The 560-nt window shown below is 47.3% G+C and carries 1 pseudogene; it reads left to right on the top strand.

Annotated features, from left to right (window positions below):
• Positions 1-560 (top strand): annotated as a pseudogene (locus tag ACFFLS_RS26085) (gliding motility-associated C-terminal domain-containing protein); the annotation flags it as partial.

Below are 560 nucleotides of genomic sequence, written 5' to 3'. Positions count from 1 at the left end.
TGGAAATGTAGGAGGTACGACTGCTTCATTAACAGCAAACGACACCTTGAACGGAAATCCGGTCGTGATTGGAACTTCTGCAGGGCAAGTAAAACTGACCGGAATCACTGTTCCGACAGGATTGACACTGAACTCAGACGGAACGGTTACGGTTGCACCGAACACTCCGTCAGGAAACTATAATGTGGAATACAGCATCTGCGAAATCACCAACCCGACGAACTGCGATGCAGTAGTTTCAGTTATAACAGTAGGAACTCCGGTAATCGACGCAGTGACAGAAACTACAACATCAATCAATGGAAATGTAGGAGGTACGACTGCTTCATTAACAGCAAACGATACCTTGAACGGAAATCCGGTCGTAATCGGAACTTCTGCCGGACAGGTCAAATTGACTCCGATAAGTGTTCCGACAGGATTGACGCTTAACACAGACGGAACGGTTACGGTTGCACCGAACACTCCGTCAGGAAACTATAATGTGGAGTACAGCATCTGCGAGATCACCAATCCGACGAACTGCGATGCAGTGATTTCTGTGATAACAGTAGGAACGC

This window comes from Flavobacterium procerum, assembly GCF_042431625.1.
Classification (GTDB): Bacteria; Bacteroidota; Bacteroidia; order Flavobacteriales; family Flavobacteriaceae; genus Flavobacterium; species Flavobacterium procerum.
This window is presented reverse-complemented; position numbering and strand designations above follow the sequence as displayed.